The organism is Marivita sp. S2033 (assembly GCF_046592965.1).
GTDB lineage: Bacteria > Pseudomonadota > Alphaproteobacteria > Rhodobacterales > Rhodobacteraceae > Marivita.
The window spans coordinates 1-16,048 of the sequence record NZ_JBISBV010000020.1; the positions used below are offsets into that span (position 1 = coordinate 1).

The 16,048-nt window shown below is 63.4% G+C and carries 16 protein-coding genes and 2 pseudogenes; 16 read left to right on the forward strand and 2 right to left on the reverse strand.

Annotated features, from left to right (window positions below; genetic code table 11):
* The 9 genes and pseudogenes from ACGKZZ_RS16585 to ACGKZZ_RS16625 all read left to right on the forward strand — a co-directional run.
* Nucleotides 1–144, forward strand: a pseudogene (locus ACGKZZ_RS16585) (cation transporter); the annotation flags it as partial.
* A gap of 389 nt (nucleotides 145–533) precedes the next feature.
* Nucleotides 534–680: a hypothetical protein gene (locus ACGKZZ_RS16590; protein ID WP_153218031.1), complete on the forward strand. Its 147-nt coding sequence runs from the start codon at nucleotides 534–536 to the stop codon at nucleotides 678–680.
* A 269-nt stretch (nucleotides 681–949) separates the two neighbouring features.
* Nucleotides 950–5,212 (forward strand): strawberry notch-like NTP hydrolase domain-containing protein, encoded by a 4,263-nt coding sequence (locus tag ACGKZZ_RS16595; protein ID WP_411224641.1) that lies wholly within the window; start codon nucleotides 950–952, stop codon nucleotides 5,210–5,212.
* A gap of 121 nt (nucleotides 5,213–5,333) precedes the next feature.
* On the forward strand, nucleotides 5,334–5,720 hold the full coding sequence (locus ACGKZZ_RS16600; protein ID WP_411224642.1) for a DUF6878 family protein: 387 nt from the start codon (nucleotides 5,334–5,336) through the stop codon (nucleotides 5,718–5,720).
* Nucleotide 5,721: 1 nt separating this feature from the next.
* Complete coding sequence (locus ACGKZZ_RS16605; RefSeq protein WP_411224643.1) at nucleotides 5,722–6,183, forward strand: DUF6915 family protein; 462 nt, start codon at nucleotides 5,722–5,724, stop codon at nucleotides 6,181–6,183.
* A 100-nt stretch (nucleotides 6,184–6,283) separates the two neighbouring features.
* On the forward strand, nucleotides 6,284–6,586 hold the full coding sequence (locus ACGKZZ_RS16610) for a hypothetical protein (RefSeq protein ID WP_203212336.1): 303 nt from the start codon (nucleotides 6,284–6,286) through the stop codon (nucleotides 6,584–6,586).
* A gap of 124 nt (nucleotides 6,587–6,710) precedes the next feature.
* Entirely contained in the window at nucleotides 6,711–7,439 is a 729-nt protein-coding gene (locus ACGKZZ_RS16615; protein WP_411224644.1) for a DUF736 family protein, read from the forward strand.
* Nucleotides 7,440–7,577: 138 nt separating this feature from the next.
* Nucleotides 7,578–8,132, forward strand: coding sequence for a hypothetical protein (locus ACGKZZ_RS16620; protein ID WP_411224645.1), 555 nt, complete (start codon nucleotides 7,578–7,580; stop codon nucleotides 8,130–8,132).
* A 148-nt stretch (nucleotides 8,133–8,280) separates the two neighbouring features.
* Nucleotides 8,281–8,862 carry a rhomboid family intramembrane serine protease gene (locus ACGKZZ_RS16625; protein WP_199258207.1) on the forward strand — a complete coding sequence of 194 codons (582 nt, stop codon included), beginning with the start codon at nucleotides 8,281–8,283 and terminating at the stop codon, nucleotides 8,860–8,862.
* Between the two features lie 260 nt (nucleotides 8,863–9,122).
* On the opposite strand, the gene ACGKZZ_RS16630 is transcribed toward ACGKZZ_RS16625, so the two are convergent.
* Nucleotides 9,123–10,004, reverse strand: a complete 882-nt coding sequence (locus tag ACGKZZ_RS16630) for a LysR family transcriptional regulator (RefSeq protein ID WP_411224646.1) — start codon at nucleotides 10,002–10,004, stop codon at nucleotides 9,123–9,125.
* A 97-nt stretch (nucleotides 10,005–10,101) separates the two neighbouring features.
* Here ACGKZZ_RS16630 and ACGKZZ_RS16635 point away from each other — a divergent pair, with 97 nt between their 5' ends.
* The gene (locus ACGKZZ_RS16635; protein WP_411224647.1) at nucleotides 10,102–11,082 is read left to right on the forward strand and encodes an NAD(P)-dependent alcohol dehydrogenase; all 981 of its coding nucleotides are present in this window, start codon (nucleotides 10,102–10,104) and stop codon (nucleotides 11,080–11,082) included.
* Nucleotides 11,083–11,114: 32 nt separating this feature from the next.
* On the opposite strand, the gene ACGKZZ_RS16640 is transcribed toward ACGKZZ_RS16635, so the two are convergent.
* On the reverse strand, nucleotides 11,115–11,828 hold the full coding sequence (locus ACGKZZ_RS16640; protein ID WP_411224648.1) for a helix-turn-helix transcriptional regulator: 714 nt from the start codon (nucleotides 11,826–11,828) through the stop codon (nucleotides 11,115–11,117).
* 88 nt (nucleotides 11,829–11,916) lie between these two features.
* Here ACGKZZ_RS16640 and ACGKZZ_RS16645 point away from each other — a divergent pair, with 88 nt between their 5' ends.
* The 6 genes and pseudogenes from ACGKZZ_RS16645 to ACGKZZ_RS16670 all read left to right on the forward strand — a co-directional run.
* A complete protein-coding gene (locus ACGKZZ_RS16645; protein ID WP_411224649.1) occupies nucleotides 11,917–12,861 on the forward strand; it encodes an alpha/beta fold hydrolase in 945 nt (314 codons plus the stop codon).
* Between the two features lie 121 nt (nucleotides 12,862–12,982).
* Complete coding sequence (locus ACGKZZ_RS16650; RefSeq protein WP_411224650.1) at nucleotides 12,983–13,870, forward strand: LysR substrate-binding domain-containing protein; 888 nt, start codon at nucleotides 12,983–12,985, stop codon at nucleotides 13,868–13,870.
* Between the two features lie 107 nt (nucleotides 13,871–13,977).
* A complete protein-coding gene (gene wrbA / locus ACGKZZ_RS16655) occupies nucleotides 13,978–14,601 on the forward strand; it encodes an NAD(P)H:quinone oxidoreductase (protein WP_411224651.1) in 624 nt (207 codons plus the stop codon).
* Nucleotides 14,601–15,239 carry a DsbA family protein gene (locus ACGKZZ_RS16660; RefSeq protein ID WP_411224652.1) on the forward strand — a complete coding sequence of 213 codons (639 nt, stop codon included), beginning with the start codon at nucleotides 14,601–14,603 and terminating at the stop codon, nucleotides 15,237–15,239. Before wrbA ends, ACGKZZ_RS16660 begins: the two co-directional genes overlap by 1 nt.
* An 11-nt stretch (nucleotides 15,240–15,250) precedes the next feature.
* Nucleotides 15,251–15,400 (forward strand): hypothetical protein, encoded by a 150-nt coding sequence (locus ACGKZZ_RS16665; RefSeq protein ID WP_321172464.1) that lies wholly within the window; start codon nucleotides 15,251–15,253, stop codon nucleotides 15,398–15,400.
* Between the two features lie 22 nt (nucleotides 15,401–15,422).
* Nucleotides 15,423–15,953, forward strand: a pseudogene (locus ACGKZZ_RS16670) (EamA family transporter); the annotation flags it as partial.
* Nucleotides 15,954–16,048 lie beyond the last annotated feature (95 nt).

Here is a 16,048-nt window from a genome sequence, read left to right on the forward strand (position 1 = left end):
GTGGTCATCGCCGCCGGGCTGGTCGCGTGGCTTGGCAGTGCATGGCCCGACCTGATCGTCGCGTTCGCGATCGCGGGGCTTTTCCTGCATTCGTCGTGGATGATCATCCGCGATGCCCGGAGTGACTTGGTGGAAGCTGACTAACTCCATCATGGTGCGACGCGCCGGACGAAAGCCGACATTCGCGCGCCCCGCAGCATCGGTGAGTCTGGGCTCCTTCGAGACCTTCGCGGCATCCCGCCCCAACGTCGGCAATGGTGTGAAGGGGCGTCTGTGCGCAGATGTTTTGGTCATCCCCATAATGTAGAGATCTCAAGAGTCTTATCGTCCGGGAAGTTTTGCTGTAACGTTCGATCATCGCGTGAACGGGGAATCCGAGTTGAAACAGCCTTCAGACCGCAAACAGGCTTGCGACAAAGTCAATCTGTCCAAGGTCCATTCTCCCTACCGCCGATCTCGGGTCGCTCTGAGCGTTGCAGCTATGCCGAGAGACCTAGGCGAGCTTCTGGATAGGCGCCTCGAGGACCATCGCCGTGACCGGTGAGATGACGTCCCATGATGCCTGGTTTCGGTCCAAGGTGAAGGAGGCACTGAATGACCAGCAGGCCGCGACACCGCATTCCAACGTGATGAACCTTGTGCAGGCGGTGATTGATGAGAAGCGCCGCCAACAGTCTTGAACAGTGCGTTCTGTTCTTACCTGGTACCTTCGTGCGTTTCGGGGTGTTTTGGTGGGTTGCCGCCGCTTCTTCTGTCAAAAAATTTTTTGCCGATCGGCTGCGTGACTTAGCCTTTGATTCCGACAAGGGCGGGTCGCGCTCGTGATCTGAAATTCTGCACTCACTCTCGTTGCTCAACCTCCGTCATAGCTTTCGGCGGAAACCCCAAAAAGTGTAGAGCGGGCTTTTTGTCCTTTGGAACTCAGACCCTGATCCAAAGGAAAATCCCCATGTCCAAACCCAGAACGGCCAACCCGGCTCTCGCAATCTCCGAAGCCGATCTCGCCTCTGCGCTAGCGCTTATCGGCACAGAGATCCACCACCAACCCCTGCGCAGCTCAGCGCTCGCGCGCGTCATGCGCGAGACGTTTCTTGGCAGCGATGCCGGCGGTGCCTGGGACTGGCGCATGGCATATGACCTGATGCAGGCCGCGGCTGTCCAGGTGCTGCTGCGTGGGGACGGCGTGGCAGGTGACAGCGCCGCTGCAAGGCTGCTTGCCTCGCGGCTGCTGACGGAAACGCGCCGGTCAGAGCAGCAGATCCGGCTTCAGCAGTTTTCCACGCCGCTGACTTTCGCGACCATGGCGGTGCGGGCCGCAGCGATCCGCAAGGGCGAGACCGTGCTGGAGCCCTCGGCGGGCACCGGTGCACTGGCCGCTTTCGCCGCCCGGACTGGTGCCGCGCTTTTGCTCAACGAGATCGACCCCTTTCGCCAGCGCCTCCTGCGCGCGGTTTTCGGCGGCGAGGTGACGGGCCATGACGGCGAGCATATCGACGATCTGCTGCAGTCGCCGCTTCTACCCGAAGTCGTGGTGATGAATCCGCCCTTCGCCTCCTCGGTCGACCGCTCCCGGGACAAACACATCGCCGCCAAACATCTCGTCGCGGCTGCCAAGCGTCTGGCACCCGGTGGGCGGCTGGTGGCGATCATGCCGCCGGGATTCACGCCCGAACGCGATGCCGCGCATTGGTCACGCGCCTGCGCTCTCCTGACGCCGCGATTGGCGCTGACGATGCCGGGGCAGGTCTATCGCAAGCTCGGCACAACTGTGGAAACCCAGCTCATGGTCTTCGACAAGGTGCAGGAGGACGGCGAGATGATCCGCGCCAGTGTGCGGGATCTGGATGAAGCCTTGGCATATGTCGATGCCGTAGCCGCAACCCGGACCGAGATGCGCCCTGCCCAACGGGCTGAAGCGATCCCTCATGCTCGGCCGACCGTTCCATCATCTGCCCCGCGCAAGACCGTCGCTGCGCCTGTTGCCGCCTCCAAACCCCGCGCCAATGCCGTCCGTCCGCTCTGCTTCACAAGCTTTGAGACCCCGCGCGACAACACGCCCATCTCGGACATCTATGCGCGCTACCGTCCTCAGCGGATCGAGATCGCGGATGCGCAGGAACATCCCACGCCGCTCGTCGAGAGCATCGCCATGGCCTCGGTTGCCCCGCCCATGCCCTCAAACACGGGCAGTGATGACTTGCGCTTGCCCGCCCGGTTGATCGAGGAGGGACATCTCTCCGAGGCGCAGCTCGAGACCATCATCATGGCGCATGATGCCCATGGGCGCGACCTGCCGGGGCGGTTCACCATCGATGACGACCAGACCAAGCTGACGCGCGCCGATGATGACCCTAATGCACGGGCCTATCGCCTTGGCTATTTCCTCGGCGACGGCACCGGTTGCGGCAAGGGCCGCGAATGCGCGGGGCTCATCCTCGTGAACTGGCTGGCCGGGCGCAGAAAGGCGATCTGGGTCTCCAAATCCGCGACGCTCATCGAGGACGCGATCCGCGACTGGACCGATCTCGGCGGCTCGCCTGCCGACATCCAGCCGCTCTCAAAATGGAAGCCGGACCAGCCCGTCCCGATGGGCGACGGTATCCTCTTCGTCACCTACGCCACGCTGCGGTCCGCGGGCAAATGCCGTACCACGCGACTGAGCCAGATCCTCGCCTGGATGGGTGAAGACTTTGAAGGCGTCCTCGCTTTTGATGAGGCCCATGCCATGCAGAACGCGGCAGGGTCCGAGCAGGGCAGGGGGGTCAAACCCTCCCAGCAGGGCCTTGCTGGCCTGCGGCTGCAACTGGCAGCACCCCGCGCTCGCGTCTTCTATATCTCGGCCACGGGCGCCACGAGCGTGCACAACCTGGCCTATGCCGCGCGTCTCGGTCTCTGGGGACAAGGCCCCGAATACCCCTTCCCAAGCCGCGAGAGCTTCGTTTCTGCGATGGAAGCCGGCGGCGTGGCTGCCATGGAGGTGGTCGCGCGCGATCTCAAGACGCTCGGGCTCTACACGGCGCGTGCCCTCAGTTTTGATGGGGTGGAGTATGACGTGCTCGAACACGCGCTGACCCCGGCCCGGATCGAGATCTACGACGCATACGCGGGTGCTTTTCGGATGATCCACCACAATCTCGAAGCGGCGCTGACTGCGACCGGCGTCAACGACGCCTCGGGGGAAACTAATGCGTCGGCCGCACGCGCCTCGGCCAAGTCCCGCTTCGAGAGCACGAAGCAGCGCTTCTTCAACCATCTCCTGATGGGCATGAAAGCCCCGACCATCATCCGTGCGATCAAGGACGACCTGGCGGCAGGCAATGCTTGCGTCATCCAGGTTGTCTCGACAGGCGAGAGCCTGCTGAAGCGTCGGCTTGAGGCGATGGACCCGGAGGATGAACTCGTCGAGGGTGCCTTGACGCCGCGCGACTATGTTCTGGGCTACCTCGAACAGGCCTTCCCGATCCATGCGCAAAAGCTCGTGGAGATCGACGGCAATATGGTGGCGGAACCCTTGCGGGATGAGACCGGGGCGCTCGTTGTCTCGCGCGAGGCGCTCGCCCTGCGCGATGCGGCAATGATGGAGTTGATGACGCTGGCGCCGATCCCCTCGGCGCTCGATCAGATCCTCTGGGCATTTGGCGATGAGGCCGTGGCAGAAGTCACGGGGCGGTTCATCCGGCCACTCAAGGCCGAGGATGGCCATCTCTTCATCGAGAAGCGCAGCGCCAGCAGCAATTCGTCCGAGACCCAAGCCTTCATGGACGGCGAAAAGGATATCCTGATCTTCTCCGACGCGGGCGGTACGGGCCGGTCCTATCACGCGGCGCAAACGGCGAAGAACCAGAAACGGCGGCGGCACTACCTGCTGGAGCCCGGCTGGCGCGCCGATGCGGCCATCCAGGGGCTGGGCCGTACGCATCGCTCGGCCCAGGTAAGCGCGCCCTTCTTCCGGGTCTGCACCTCGGATGTGCATGGCGAAAAGCGTTTCACCTCGACTATAGCCAAACGCCTCGACCAGCTGGGGGCCTTGACCAAGGGTCAGCGCGAGACCGGCTCGCAAGGCATGTTCCGCGAGGAGGACAATCTCGAAAGCCCGATCGCGCGAGCGGCGCTGCGTGGGTATTTCGCCGATCTTGCCGCCGGGCGCGCTGAGGCGATGAGCTACGAGAGCTTCACCGACTGGACGGCCCTGCGGCTGATCGACAAGGACGGGGTGCTCCTTGAGGAGCTTCCCCCGATCCAGCGGTTTCTCAACCGGGTGCTTGCCCTGCCCATCCACATGCAGAACGCACTCTTTGCCGAGTTCATGCGCCGGATTGCCGATCAGACCGAACGGGCGCGCGCGGCGGGCACGCTCGATTTCGGCGTGGAAACCCTGCGCGGCGAGAGGATCGAACAGGTCTCCACAGAGGATCTCTGGACCTGCCCGAAATCCGGTGCCGTGACGCGGATCATCGGGCTCAAGGTAACGGACCCGGTCCATGTCCTGGGCGCCGAAGAGGCCATATCTCGCAATCCGGACAAGCTGCCGATGGTCAATCGCGCCTCCGGTCGCGCGGCGCTCATCTCGGCGCGGCCCATGCAGATGTATGACGAGGACATTGTCACGCTGATGCGCAAGGCGGTGCGGCCAAACGGGTCGAGCTATCTCGAAGAGGCACGGTTTGAGTCCTCGGCTTGGGAAGAGATCGACAGGCCCGAGTTCGCACGTCTTTGGGATGCAGAGGCTGCGTCCTTGCCAAAAACCACCACGACCAAGCTCTACCTGCTGACCGGGCTGCTGCTGCCGATCTGGAAGGACATTCCGACCACCAATGAGCGCATCTACCGGGTCACGCCCGATGGGGCGACCGCCATGATCGGGCGCACGCTGAGCGAGGAAGGAGCGGCCGCGCTGCGCGCCCGCTTCCTCGTCTCCAACCCGCAAACACCGCAGGAGATGTTGACCGCCGCCCTCGGCACCACCGCGCCTGTCGATCTGGGCCGGGGTCTCACCCTGACCCGTCGCCGTGTCGCAGGCGAGATGCGCCTTGAGTTGTGCGGCGTGGACAGGGGCATGATTGATGGCCTCAAGGCCCTCGGCTGCTTCACCGAGATCATCGCCTTCCAGCTACGGGTGTTCCTGCCGCATGGGGACGGGATCGACACGGGAAGCATTCTGGCCCGGATCGTGGGGCAGGAAGCCGCCATGACGTCAGAACAAGCCGCCTGAAAAGTCAAAGCGGGCTTTCGGTCGGGCGTCGCGGATCGGGGTTTGCCCGGGCTGCGCTTTCCGGGCGCGGGCAGACCAATGCCACGCCCGGCCCCCCAAATTCAGACGAGAGGACAGACCCATGACCAATCCCCAGATCGATTATGCCGCAATGGCGGCTCAGTGGCGTGCAGAGCGCGAAACCACCTTGAAGGCGTCCAGAGCGGAGCTGCTCGCGCAACTACGTGCGCTTGGCATCAGCGGGGTCACTGCCGAATACGAAGGCTATGGCGACTCCGGCAATGTCGAGGATGTGACGGTGCAGCCTGCAGAGGTCCAGCTGCCGGAGGCGCTTGCCGCAGAGGTTGGCGACTTCGCCTGGTCGCTGGCCTATCACCATCACCCGGGGTTCGAAAACAATGAGGGCGGCTATGGCACGCTGACTTGGGACATTGCAGCAGACAGCATCACGCTCGATCACGCGGACCGCTATGTCGAATGCTCGCACAGCTATGACGAGGGTCTTTGAGATGGCCCATCCGCTTCATCATGCCGAAAGCTCCGCCCGGAAATTCGGCGGGGTGCCGTCTGACTATCAGTCCATACATGACTGGTTCGACGCCTCGAAAGAGTACCTCGCGCTCTTTACGCACCGAGCCATGCGTCACCATGCCCAAGGCCTATTTGAGGCCGAACGTGTCTTCGGCGTGTCCCTGACCAATAGCGCAGGTCGGGACATTCCCGTGCGCTGGATCGGCGAGCAGCATATCCGTGAAGACTGCCAGGGCCGCATTCCGAGCATGGCGGACTGGCTGCGACGGATCCAGCCCGAGCCATGGATGGCCAATGGTCATATCGACCGCCAAGTCGGCGATGATCCCTGCGGCGACCCAAGGGTCGCTTGGGCCTCCGAGGTCGCCGCCGGACGAACCGTTCTTGGCCTGAAAGATTGGATGGCGGCGCGCGCGATGCAAGCCACGCAAAGCGCCTGACAGGTCTCGGTCGTTTGCCAAACGAATGCCGCACGGAAGCCCGGTTGGACGATCGGGCTTCTTGCGTCGTTTCCCCACCATTCTTCTTGAGGAGGATCGCATGACACTCGATGAAATCAAAGCCGCGGTTGATGCCGGGCAGACCGTGCATTGGGCCAATACCGGCTACGTTGTCCACAAGGACAGGCTCGGTCAGTACCTCATCACCTATGTGCCGAACGGAAGCTGCATCGGTCTGACCGACCGGAGCGGGCACCGGTTGAACGGAAAAGAAACGGAGTTCTTCGTCGCGCAATCGAAGGACGCCGCAGAAAATCCGGGCAACCAATCAAGACCAGACGGGCAGGGGAGGGGCGTAGCACCCAGAGGCGCGGGGGCATTCCCACTCGGACAGCAGCTCTGACCCGTGGGCGGGGCTGAAAGGAAAGCAGGCTTTCTGATTTGTGATCCCTCAAGGGGTCGAGAAAGCAATCCCGGATGCGTTGGCAAAAACGTCAGGCACCGGCCAATCCAAAAGGAACCATCCCATGTTCGCAGGAACCCTCACCCGCAATGTCGAGACCGCAGCCGCTCAGTACACCGGCGTGATCCACTCGACGCGCTTTGACATCGCCATCCAGCTCGAGGCACGGGCCAAGATGTCTGAACGCAGCCCGGATTTTGACGTGACGGCAGTCAACAAGTCTGGCCGCAAGGTGCGTATCGGCACGGCCTGGAACGAGACCGGCAATACCAGCGGCAACCCCTACATCTCGATGCAGATCGATGTCGGCCTCGGCCCGTTCCGGGTCAACGCAGTGCAGACGAAAGAGGCGCGTGCGGCCCAAAGCGGCGCGTTCGAGATCATCCCGCTGGTCTCGAACGGCCTGATGAAATCCGGCTCGATCTCGGGCGAGCTCACCGCCATGGACGCTGACAACGCCTTCACCGGCTACATCGCCAACATGATGTTCGATCTGGAGTTCATGCTGATCGAGAACAGCTACAAATCCGAAGAGACCCACCCCGATTACCGGATCGAGGTCAGCTCGCCCCGGGGCACACCGATCCGCGTCGGCTCGGCGTGGATGGCCAAAAGCAGCCGCACGGGCAATGACTACCTGTCGCTGCTGATCAACACGCCCGATGGCGACCTGCGCGTCAACGCCGTGCAGAACGAAGAACAGCGCGGCGGGCAGACCTTCTCGATCATCCCGTTCATCGACAGCGGTGAGCAGCCGCAGGACGCGGGCGCGGGGCTCTCCTTGGTCGCCTAATCGGCGCGCGAGGGGGAGACGACCTGAACCGAAAGGGGAGCCGTGGGACCACGGTTCCCCTTTTTCCATGTTTGGCTGCATGACGGGCGCCATCTGCTTGCGATCTGCTGAATATGATATACGATAATATATTATTGAATGGACGAAGGTAGGCGCATGGTGGCGAGACTGGGAAAAGCTCCGTGGTTCGAGAGCTTTGATGTAGAGGCAGAGGTTGCAGAGCTTCTTGCTCATATCGAGCGTTGCACCGGATTTGCGCTGCTTGACCGCAAGCGTGATGTCATCATGACCCATGCAAGGGCAAAGCTCGACAGGACAAGGCAGGCATTTCTGGAGGCCAAGGCGGCGGGAAAGCCGGTGTCCACATCGCGCCGCGCTTATCTGACCGAAGTTCAGGACACGATCTTCATGGCGATCCCGGAGGAGAACCTCGCGCGGATGCCGCTGCGCGAGCAGGTTCTCAACGACCCGTCATTTTACGCGGATGCCATGCACCGCGCCGCCGCGATTAGCGAGGATGAGCTTTTCATGGCGTTGTCCTCTTCGCTGAAAGACATGACAGTCCAAGACGCCCGGGCCTTCGTCTCGAAGCTTTGGCACAGCACGATCGATGACAATGCCCGCAAATTCGCCGAAGCCCTGAAGCGCCCCGAGCGTGAACCGCAGCCCTTTCGTCCGGGGAACACCGTGTAAGATCGAGGCCGTTCTCTTGCCTTGGGCCTTGACCAAGTTGGCCGCCTCAAACCCCCTTTCCCGGAGGTGGCACCCTGTGCAGCGTGCGGAAGCCGTTGAAGGTGCTGTGGTGACGTCTACTGTCGCCAACATGATGAACCGGGATCACATGCGCGCCTTCTTCCGGCGCGCCGCAGCGCTTGTCGCCTTTGTCGCACTGCTCTGGGCGATTCACCTCGTCAATTGGATCATTGGTTACGGCTTGAACCCGGCCTTCGGCCTGATCCCCCGGCACGTCAGCGGATTGGATGGCGTCATCGCCATGCCCCTCCTGCATGGAAGTTTCGCGCACCTGATGGCCAATACGCCGCCGCTCCTGGTGATGGGTGGGCTGCTGGTGGCCACGACCACGAGGGCCTTGCTGCCGGTGAACGCAGTGGTGATCGGCCTCGGCGGCGGACTCGTCTGGCTGTTCGGAAGCTCCGCCATCCATATCGGTGCGTCAGGGTTGGTCTTCGGCTGGTTTGGCTTCCTCGTCGCGCGCGGCTTCGTGGATCGCTCATTGATCACGCTGGGCGCGGCACTGGTGGTCGGTGTCCTCTATGGCTCAATTCTCTGGGGCGTTCTTCCGGGCCAACCCGGCGTCTCTTGGGAGGCTCATCTGTTCGGCGCTTTGGCCGGCGCGGCCGCCGCATTTCTTGTACGAACGCATGTCCATGTGCCGCGCCTCGGCGGTGTCGATCTGGACTGAAGCCCTACAATCGGCCCTTAGCGTTCGCTCATACCATGAATCTTTAACGGCAGCTTTGCGAAGATGGTCAGGGCAAATTGCACCCCCTGATAAGTCCAAATACTGGAGGAAATGGGCCTGACGTAGAACTCTCTCCGCCATAAATTATTGAAAGAGTTGAAAGAAGAAGCTCAAGTTAGGCGCTCGGTCAGGATACAATATGCAGCAATTCCGGAGATGTAATCTTCGCGGCCAAACGCGCATCAAGGCTGAAGTGACAATCAGCCGATGAAGTCAGCGCGTCGCTCGAGCAGGCTTTCGTAGAGGAAATCGACAAAGAGCCTGACCCGATGCACCCGGCGCAGATCGCCGTGCATCAGCACCCAGGTCGAGCGGCTCTGGTCGAGGTCGGTTCCCGGCACCCGCTGCAACTCGGGAAAGACGGTTTGCACCCAGGCCGCCAGAAAGGTCATTCCTGCCCCGGCCCTGGCGAGATGCATGTGCATCGCCGGATCGGCGATGGCATGGCGCACCTTCGCATGTGGAAAAGGCGAGGCCGCGATCATCGCCTGCAACTCCGGCACCTCGCCGTAGCCAAGCCAGGTCAGTCCCTCGCCACGCGGCCCGGCATCGTGCAGATGCCTGTCGATGTAGCTACGCGAGGCGAAGACGCCCAGCGACAACGGAAACAGCTTGCGCCCCACGGCGTCGCCGGTGAGGTCGCGCACATGGCGGATCGATATGTCGGTTTCCAGCCTTTCGATCGAGTCGATAGCGTAGGACAGTTTCATGTCGATGTGGATGTCGGGATAGAGCGACAGGAACTCGCCCATAACCGGCGCCAGCAGGAAATGTGCCGTCATCGGGTCGGCCGACAGTCGGATGCGGCCCGCCGCCTCGCTGTCGAGCCCACGAACGGCGTTGAACCCCTGACGCAGGGACGCTTCCGCCTCTAGCGCCTGAGGAAGCAGCTTGCGGCCCGCCGCCGACAGCTCCAGCCCCCCTGCACTGCGCCGGAACAGTTGGACACCCAGTTGCGCTTCCAGCCCCTCGACCTGCCGACGCACCGTTGCATGGGTGCCGTCCAACTGCTCGGCAGCCCCGCGCAGCGATCCCGCCCGCGCAACGGCCAGAAAGGCCGGAAGAGATTTCCAATCCACCATATGGAACGATTATGAACCACGCCGGGCCATAAATGGCAATATCTGGTGGAAATTCGACCCGATAGATTGGGGGCACTCACACCGAAAGGAGAACCCCATGACTGCTACCCTCACCGCATGGAGCATCGAACGCTATGGCGCCCCCGAGGTCTTGAACCCCGTGACCCGGGCGATGCCGACGCCCGGCCCCACGGAAATCCTGATCCGCATCCGCGCCTCGGCCGTGACCCGGGCCGATGGCATGATGCGCGCCGGACGGCCGCTGTTTGCGCGGCCGTTCCTCGGCCTGCGCCGACCGCGCCAGAACCTGTCCGGTACCGGGCTTTCGGGTGAGGTGATCGCAATCGGACACAAGGTTGGCCGGTTTGCCGTGGGCGACGCCGTCTTCGGCGAGGCGGGGATGAAGTTCGGGGCCAATGCCAGCCACATCTGTCTTGATGAGGCGAGCGTGCTGATTAAGAAGCCCCGCGCGCTGGCGCATGAGGACGCCGCCGTGATGTGCGACGGTCCGCTGACATCGTATCATTTTCTGCATGAGGTCGTGCAGGTGCGGCCGGGGCAGCGCGTGCTGATCCTTGGCGGATCAGGCAGCCTCGGCACTGCGGCGGTGCAGATCGCCAAGGCGGCCAGATCCCATGTTGCTGCAACCTGCAGCACGCGGAACACCGCCTTTGTCGCGGGACTGGGTGCGGACCGGATCATCGACTACACCCAAGAGGATTTCACCACTCTGCCAGAGCGCTACGATGTGATTTTCGACACGCTCGGCATCAGTACCTTCGGAACAGCCAAGGCCCGGCTGACGAATAACGGGCGCTATGTCTGCCCCGTGCTGACGCTGCCGCTTCTGGGCGCGATGTTGCAAAGCCGCCTGATCGGCCATCGCCGCGCCTTGTTCGCCGCTGCGGGCCTGCAGTCGCCGGAGATCCTGCGCGCCCACCTGGTACATCTTCTGGCAATGCTTGAGGCCGGAACCTTGTCGCCCGTGCTCGACCGGATCTATCCCCTGACCGATCTGATTGATGCGCACCGCCACATGGAAACGGGACACAAGCGCGGGAACGTCGTCGTCGTTTGACCTCCGCTGCCCTCGCCGCCAACTGACCGCCGCTAGGCGTATCGAACGGGTTCCACGCCATCATCAAACTGGACGCGCCTCGTTCGAAATGCCGTGCCTTCGACCACTTCGGGCCGGCTGATCCGGTCCATGCGGAAATGCCGGAAATCCTCGCGCATCGGATCCCAGGCGACCAGGTACCACAGTGGCGGTAGGATCAGCATGGCCTGCGGCTCGACCTGCCTTTCGGTCTCGGTCCCTTTGGCGTCGCGATAGCGGAACCTCAGGCACAAGCGCTCGAGAAACGACTGCTCGAATGCGGGCAACAGGGCGGCCTCCATATCTCCAAGGTTCGACGTGTCGACTTGGGGAGCCAGGGGCCCGACATAGAGACAATCGAGGAGGCGGCGCAGATCTCGGAGCTTGTCGGATGGCAAGGCCTTCTCGATCTTGGCAAGCCCGGCATCGGCAAGGCTTGCGAACGGAAGCGTCCGGGCGGCGCGCATGCTTGAGACGCCGATGATGAGCGCGAACACCTCCGCGACCGAAAGCCGGGCCGTGGTCTGCACCGAGCCCGGATCGAGGTACAATCCGCCGCCGCGGCCCTGTTCGGCGTGGATCACATAGCCCTCGTCGCGCAGCGCCGACAGGTCTCGCATGATCGTGCTGCGCGACGCACTGACCTCTCGGACCAGCGCGTCGATTGTGCTTGTTCCGTTACGGCGCAGGGTCCGCACGATGGCGTCTTGTCGGCTACGGCTCTTCATGGAGGCTTAATACCATACAAAGGTGTCAGGATTTGAAACCTTTTTGAGATAGGCGAGCGTCGAGGCAATTAACAAAGGATAGACTGCCATGAACCGAAACGCTGATTTCCCCGCGCCCACGCTCGTTTCGCTGGGCAATTCCCACCTCGAGGTCTTCGAGGCCGGTCGAGAGAATCGAGGAAACCCGATCGTGCTGTGCCACGGATGGCCCGAGCATGCCTATTCGTGGCGCCACCAGATACCGGCGCTGGCGGCGGCGGGTTACCACGTCATCGTTCCAAACCAAAGGGGCTACGGGAACTCGTCACGCCCGACCAAGGTGGAAGACTACGACATCGCTCATCTGACGGGCGATCTCGCAGCGCTTCTCGACCACTTCGGGTACGAAGCGGCCACCTTCGTTGGTCATGACTGGGGCGCAAACGTCGTCTGGAGCATGGCACTCCTGAATCCGGCTCGTGTGACCCGGATCATCAACCTGGCGCTGCCCTACCAGCCTCGCACCCCAGTCCCATGGATCGAGTTCATGGAAAGCGTATTTGGGCCCGACAACTATTTCGTCCACTTCAACCGTCAGCCCGGTGTCGCGGACGCTGTGCTGGATGCCCACACCGATTGCTTCCTACGCAACCTGTTCCGCAAGAACCTGCCGCCTGCGCCGCCCGAGCCGGGCATGATGATGATCAACCTCGCCACGGCCGCAGCCCCCGCAGGTGATCCCGTGATGAGCGACGCGGATCTTGCCGTGTTCATCGCGGCCTTCGAGGCAACCGGGTTCACGGCAAGCATCAATTGGTACAGGAACATGGATCGCAACTGGCACATTCTGGCGGAAGTGGACCCCATCGTCCGGCAGCCGGCACTCATGATCTACGGAACGCGAGACATGATTCCGCCGTCCGAAACCATCGCGGATTTCGTCCCGAATGTGGAGGTGCTCAGCCTCGACAGCGGCCACTGGATCCAGCAGGAGAAGCCCAACGAGACCACTCGGGCGATCCTGGACTGGCTTGCGGTTCGGCAGGCGGCTTAGGCGGCGGTCACGGTCCATCGGCGGGCGCGAACGCAATCCGTTCGCGCCGTGCCGTGCCCGTGATAGGGTCGAGGTACATGCGACCCGCAAGGGGCGCTCACGCGAGGAACGACCGAGAAGAATGGACAAGCTTTCCGTCATGCACGCCTTCCGCCGCATTGTCGAGCGCGGCAGCTTCGCGCGTGCGGCGGAGGATCTTGGCGTGTCGCCTGCGCTTCTGAGCCGCGAGATCAAGCTGCTCGAAGAGAGTCTTGGCACGACGCTGCTCACCCGAACGACCCGCTCCATGTCGCTCACTGATGCCGGGCGGCTCTACTACGACGAGGCGACAGGCATTCTGGATGCCGTTGCCGGGGTCGAGACGCGCATCCGCGATGGTGCCGGGGCGGTGCGGGGGCACCTCAAGGTCAACGCATCCAGCTCGTTCGGGCAGACAGTGATCGCGCCGATCCTGCCCGGGTTTCTCGACGTCTATCCCGATCTGCGTCTGACAGTGTCCATGGACGACCGGGTGGTGGACATGGTCGAGGGCGGGTTCGACGTCTCGATCCGCATTCGGCCCGCGATGCCGGACTCGGCGCTTGTGGCGCGCAGGCTTGGGACGATGCGACAGCGGGTCTTCGCAGCACCCGCCTATCTCGAAAGGACTGGCGTTCCGATTGTCCCGCAGGACATCGCCCGGCACCGGGTAATCGGCTTCCTTCTCGCGGACCACCTGACGTCATGGGCGCTGACTGGCCCTTCAGGCACGGTCACGATCGACCTCGATCCGCCGGTTCGTGTCGGCAACAGCCTTGTGCTGCGCGACCTCCTGATCGCGGGCCAAGGCGTCGGCACCTTGCCGGACTTCGTCTCGAACGAGGCCGAGGCGCGGGGCGCGCTGGTGCGCGTTCTGCCCGACTGGGAGCTTCCCGCGCCGGAGATCTTTGCCGTTACGGCCTCGCGGCTTGGGATGGACGCGAAGGTCACGGCCTTCCTCGACCACCTGCGCGCAGCGCTCCGGTCCTGACATTCTTCAACCTGCGTAAAGAATGAAGTGACAGTCGGCGGGTTATTCCAGTCCGACCGATCCCCCATCCTCTCAGGCATCGAAACCTAAAGCACTGAGAGGATCCCATGACCCGCATTCTTGTTCTTTACTATTCCAGCTATGGCCATGTCAGCGCCCTTGCGCAGGCCGAAGTCGAAGGCGCACGCAGCGTGCCCGGCACCCATGTCGACCTGAGGCGCGTGCCTGAAACTGTTCCTGAGGAAATCCGGCAGAAGGCTGGCTTCGTTGCGGATGACACGCCCGTGGCCGCGCCGGCCGACATGCAAGCCTACGACGCCATCATTTTCGGCACGCCGACCCTCTTCGGCATGATGGCCGGACAGATGAAATCCTTCCTCGACCAGGCTGGCGGCCTCTGGGCGCGGAATGCACTGGTCGGCAAGGTCGCCGCCGTCTTCGCCTCCACCGGCTCGCAGCATGGCGGGCACGAGGCGACGCTGCTGTCGACCCAGATCCCGCTGCAGCACTTCGGGATGCTGATCGCGGGCATGCCCTACACCTTCGCCGGTCAGACGACGGCCGAAAGCATCGTCGGCGGTGCGCCCTATGGCGCGGGCACGATCGCCGGTGCCGATGGCTCGCGCGCGCCCACTGAGACCGACCTCGCCGGCGCGCGTTTTCAGGGCGCGCATGTCGCCCGGATCGCCGCGCGGCTGGCTGGCGCCAACCTGTCAGAGGAGGCCGCGTGATGCCTGCACTGACCATCGACTTTTTTCACGATGTCGTCTGTTGCTGGTGTTTCAACATCTCGTCGCGGATGCGGGCGCTTGCCGCCGAATTCGACCTCGACATCCGGCACCGCACCTTCGTCCTGCAAGCCAGTCGCGCCGAGATGGCCACCCGCTGGGGCACGCCCGAGGACGCCCGCGAGACCATCCTTGGGCACTGGGCGGTCTGCCGCCAAGTCAGCGACCGGCCGGAACGCGTTGATATCGAAGCGATGCGCGCGGCCCCGTTCGATTATCCGCATGGCATGACAGCAGCGCTGGGATGCAAGGCGGCCGAGCGGCTTGGCGGACAGGCTGCCCACTGGGACATGTTTGACCGCCTCCAGGGCGCGCATCTGAGCGAGGCTCGCGACATCGCCGATCCCGCGACGATACTTCACATCGCCGGAGAACTTGGCTTCGACGCGACGGCTTTTGCACAGGTCTTTGACGATCCAGCAACCGCGCAAGCCGTCGAGACCGACCGGCAACATGCCCGCACCCTCCAGGTCCGGTCCATTCCAACCCTTATCGTCCGCGAGACAGGTTCCCGCCTCGTCAACGGACCGCGCGAAGATCTGGCCGCACAACTGCGCGCCGCCCTCCGCCTTGTCGCCTGAAAGGACATGCCATGACCCTCTCGTTCCTCCGCACTGCAGCCCGGCACCGCCACCGCATCCCGCGGGGCGTGCCGCGCGATCTGCCGCCTCATCTGATGCGCGACATCGGCCTTGATCCCTGGCCGGACCGTCCGCGCTTGCCCTTCCATCCGCTTTGGTAAGCCCCCGCCAGGAGATACAGCCATGTCCCGCACCACCGACATCCTTCTCACAGCGCTCGCCCCGGCGGTCTGGGGCAGCACCTATCTCGTCACGACCGAGGCGCTGCCTGCGGCATATCCCGTGACCCTTGCCGCGCTTAGGGCCTTGCCAGCCGGACTGCTGCTGCTTGCTGTCACGCGTTGCCTCCCACCCCGTGCCTGGCTCGGTCGCATCTTCCTGCTCGGCAGTTTCAACTTCGCGCTGTTCTGGGCGCTGCTGTTCGTGGCCGCCTACAGGCTTCCCGGCGGGGTAGCGGCCACACTCGGTTCTCTGCAGGCGATGATGGTGATCCTCATGGCGCGTGGGTGGCTCGGCACGCCGATCCGGGCGGGTGCGGTTGCAGCGGCGGCCACCGGCGTTCTGGGCGTGGCGCTGCTGCTGAACGGTCCCGACGCCGCACTGGACCCCGTCGGCATCGCCGCTGGGCTCGGTGGCGCTGCGTCCATGGCGGCGGGCACGGTTCTCAGCCGGAGATGGCAGCCGCCGGTATCCGCTCTCAGCTTCACCGCGTGGCTGTCAATCGGCATTGAACTTTGACCCCCTATCGGCGTCCAATATTGACCCCTTTGTGCTGAGCAGGCCCGGCGCTGCGTAGCCCTCACATAGCG

Bases quoted from the DNA above. Each gene is read 5' to 3' on its own strand.
- ACGKZZ_RS16595 (WP_411224641.1), top strand. From the start codon at position 950: ATGTCCAAACCCAGAACGGCCAACCCGGCTCTCGCAATCTCCGAAGCC.
- ACGKZZ_RS16600 (WP_411224642.1), top strand. From the start codon at position 5,334: ATGACCAATCCCCAGATCGATTATGCCGCAATGGCGGCTCAGTGGCGT.
- ACGKZZ_RS16605 (WP_411224643.1), top strand. From the start codon at position 5,722: ATGGCCCATCCGCTTCATCATGCCGAAAGCTCCGCCCGGAAATTCGGC.
- ACGKZZ_RS16610 (WP_203212336.1), top strand. From the start codon at position 6,284: ATGACACTCGATGAAATCAAAGCCGCGGTTGATGCCGGGCAGACCGTG.
- ACGKZZ_RS16615 (WP_411224644.1), top strand. From the start codon at position 6,711: ATGTTCGCAGGAACCCTCACCCGCAATGTCGAGACCGCAGCCGCTCAG.
- ACGKZZ_RS16620 (WP_411224645.1), top strand. From the start codon at position 7,578: ATGGACGAAGGTAGGCGCATGGTGGCGAGACTGGGAAAAGCTCCGTGG.
- ACGKZZ_RS16625 (WP_199258207.1), top strand. From the start codon at position 8,281: ATGCGCGCCTTCTTCCGGCGCGCCGCAGCGCTTGTCGCCTTTGTCGCA.
- ACGKZZ_RS16630 (WP_411224646.1), bottom strand. From the start codon at position 10,004: ATGGTGGATTGGAAATCTCTTCCGGCCTTTCTGGCCGTTGCGCGGGCG.
- ACGKZZ_RS16635 (WP_411224647.1), top strand. From the start codon at position 10,102: ATGACTGCTACCCTCACCGCATGGAGCATCGAACGCTATGGCGCCCCC.
- ACGKZZ_RS16640 (WP_411224648.1), bottom strand. From the start codon at position 11,828: ATGAAGAGCCGTAGCCGACAAGACGCCATCGTGCGGACCCTGCGCCGT.
- ACGKZZ_RS16645 (WP_411224649.1), top strand. From the start codon at position 11,917: ATGAACCGAAACGCTGATTTCCCCGCGCCCACGCTCGTTTCGCTGGGC.
- ACGKZZ_RS16650 (WP_411224650.1), top strand. From the start codon at position 12,983: ATGGACAAGCTTTCCGTCATGCACGCCTTCCGCCGCATTGTCGAGCGC.
- wrbA (WP_411224651.1), top strand. From the start codon at position 13,978: ATGACCCGCATTCTTGTTCTTTACTATTCCAGCTATGGCCATGTCAGC.
- ACGKZZ_RS16660 (WP_411224652.1), top strand. From the start codon at position 14,601: ATGCCTGCACTGACCATCGACTTTTTTCACGATGTCGTCTGTTGCTGG.
- ACGKZZ_RS16665 (WP_321172464.1), top strand. From the start codon at position 15,251: ATGACCCTCTCGTTCCTCCGCACTGCAGCCCGGCACCGCCACCGCATC.